This is a genomic window from Mesorhizobium sp. M7A.F.Ca.US.014.04.1.1 (assembly GCF_003998745.1).
Classification (GTDB): domain Bacteria; phylum Pseudomonadota; class Alphaproteobacteria; order Rhizobiales; family Rhizobiaceae; genus Mesorhizobium; species Mesorhizobium ciceri.
Genome location: NZ_RZRW01000699.1, coordinates 1 through 2,701, shown reverse-complemented (window position 1 = coordinate 2,701; position 2,701 = coordinate 1). Strand labels below are relative to the sequence as shown.

2 protein-coding genes and 1 pseudogene are annotated in these 2,701 nt (G+C 66.4%); all 3 read right to left on the bottom strand.

Going from position 1 to position 2,701, the window contains the following annotated elements:
• The coding region (locus tag EOA22_RS30150; protein ID WP_127390456.1) for a DUF4175 family protein at window positions 1–938 on the bottom strand (938 nt) is incomplete at its 3' end.
• A 238-nt stretch (window positions 939–1,176) separates the two neighbouring features.
• Entirely contained in the window at window positions 1,177–2,118 is a 942-nt protein-coding gene (locus EOA22_RS30145) for a threonine/serine dehydratase (RefSeq protein WP_063169088.1), read from the bottom strand.
• Window positions 2,119–2,157: 39 nt separating this feature from the next.
• A pseudogene (locus EOA22_RS30140) lies at window positions 2,158–2,701 on the bottom strand (diaminopimelate decarboxylase); the annotation flags it as partial.

Here is a 2,701-nt window from a genome sequence, read left to right as displayed (position 1 = left end):
TTGTCCGGTACGACCGCGAAGGCCCAGCGGCCGAGCTGGTCCTCGCCCGACGTCAGCGTCAGCGTGCCGTCGCCGGTCAGCTTGCTGGTGAACTGGCGCACCTTGGACGGCGTCGCCGGGCTTGCAGCCGGCTTGGCGGCGGCCTGCGGCGCAGCCGGGTCGATGGCGCGGGAATTGCCATTCTTGTCGGCGTAGCCGAGCGTTTCCTCGCCTGAGCCGCCCGTCACGCGCAGCGAAACGTCACTGCCTTCGGGAACCGTAAAGGTCGGGATGGCCTGGTTGGCGTCGGCGGTCAGGAAGATCGGCGGCTTGCCGGTGTAGGACGGCGGCGTCACCCAGGCGTCGATGCGCGGCGGCACGATATCGCGCGCGCCATGGGCATTGAAGCCGTCGCTGATCCTGCCGCCCGTCGGCCCGAAGGAGAAGGCGAAGGCGGTAACGAGCAAAAGTGCCGCCACCGCGCGCAGGGCCCAAGGGTCGCGCTCCGGCACGCGCGTGCGCGGCAGGTCGGCGCCGAGGTTGTCGAGCTTTCCGGCCATGCGCTTCTGGTGTTCGCGCCATAGCGCCTGCGAGAAGCTGCTTTCCCGGCCGCTTGGCCGGTCGGTCTGCACCAGCACCGGGCTGTGCAACAGTTGATTGGCTGCCTCGATGCGGCGGTCGATTTCGCCGGCGCCCGGCAGGCGGAAGAAACGCAGGGGATAAAGCGCGGCCAGTGCTGCTATGGCAAAGGCAGCGACCAGGCCGATGCGCGCCATATCCGGCAGCCGGGAGAATAGCCCGAGCCAGGAGATGCTGAGGAACAGGCTGGCAACGATGACGAGGGGAAGCAGCAACGGCCAGCCGCGCTCGACCACCATCGAGACCCGCGTGGCCAGCCTGCTCAAAGCCAGCCGCCCGGCGAGGCCGCGATCGCTGCTGAAGGTGGGTCGTTGCGTCATCGGCCCTTCCTTGAGCCTATGGCATCCCGAAACCGGGATGCGGCCCTATCCCTTTGAGCATGATCTGTTCCGAAAGGGATTCCATGTTTCGGGATCATGCTGTGGAGCGGGCAGATAGCCCGACGCCTCACGACTCAAAGAATACCAGCAAACACGGCAAAGGCGAGGCGGTTCGAAAAAACGTGAAGTGGACCGTTATAGTTCCATCCTGCATACCCTTTAGAAGGCAGCAGGCCCTTTAGAAGGTAGCGGGGTCCGCATTCGCCCCGCAGACCAGCACGGCGAGCCGTTCGCCCTGCGCCGGCGCATAGCGGCCCGACAGGATTGCGGCAAAGGCGGCCGCACCTCCCGGCTCGGAGATGATGCGGGTTCGGTTCCACAGCGCCTTCTGCGCGGCGACGATGTCGTCGTCGCCGACCAGGATCGAGCGTTCGACATAGGCCTCGGCGATCGGGAACATCATTTCGCCGACGCGCTTTGGCGCCAGCGAATCGGCGGCGATGCCCTCGGCCGGCGCATCGACGGGGTGTCCGGCCTCGAAGGCGCGATGCAGCGTCGGCGCTCCTTCCGGCTCGACGGCGATGATACGGCTGCGGCCGGCGAACCAGGCAGCGATGCCGCCGATCAGACCGCCGCCGCCGACAGCGACCAGCAGCGTGTCGATCCGAGGCAAATCGGCCTCGATTTCGAGCCCAAGCGTGCCCTGGCCGACGAGCGTTTCCTCCTGGTTGAAGGCATGAATCTGCAAAGCGCCGGTCTCCTCGGCGAACCGTTCGCTGGCGGCCAGCGCTTCGGCATAGCGGGCGCCGCCGACGATCAGCTCGGCGCCATAGGAGCGGATCCGTTCCAGCTTGGCCGCCGGGCTCACTTCGGGAACGAAGATGGTCGCCTTGTGGCCAAGCCGCATGGCGGCATAGGCGACGGCCGCGCCATGGTTGCCGCCCGATGCTGCGACGACACCGGCCTTTGGGACCGCACGCTCCAGCAGGTTGGTGAAGGCGCCGCGCGCCTTGAACGAGCCGGAATGCTGCAGGCATTCGAGCTTCAGGTCGACGGCCAACGGCGGCCGATCGAAGTCGGCCATGTCGACGCGCAGCACCGGCGTGTGCCTGATATAGGGGCGGATGCGCGGTTCCATCGCGGCAATGCGCTCGCGTGTGACGGTGATGCCGTTCGTCATGATTGCTCCCTGTGACGGGTCGGTGTGTTTCCGGCGCTTCTATGCAAGCCAGTCGGGCATCGAATCCAGTCCGATCAGGTCGTCATAGGTCAGGCGTGGGCGCACGACGTGGAACCGGTCGCCGTCGACCAGCACCTCCGGAACCAGCAGACGGGTGTTGTAGGTGCCGGCCTGCACCGCGCCATAGGCGCCCGCGGTGGAGACGGCAATCAGGTCGCCGGCCTTCAGCCTGGGCAGATCGCGGTCCAGGCCGATATAATCGCCGGTCTCGCAGACCGGGCCGACGACGTCGACCATCATGCGCGGCGTGTCCGCCGGCGGCTGCACGACCGGACGGATATCGTGGAAGGCATCGTAGAGCGTCGGCCGGATGAGATCGTTCATGGCGGCGTCGACGACGAGGAAGTTCTTGGCGTCGCCTTCTTTTACGAAGATCACTTCCGAGACGAGGATACCGGCATTGCCTACGATCAGCCGGCCCGGCTCGAACATCACCTTCAGCCCGAGCTTGGTGACATGCTTCCTGACGATCTGGGCATAGGCATCGGGCAGCGGCGGCGGGTTGTTGTCGATGCGGTAGGAA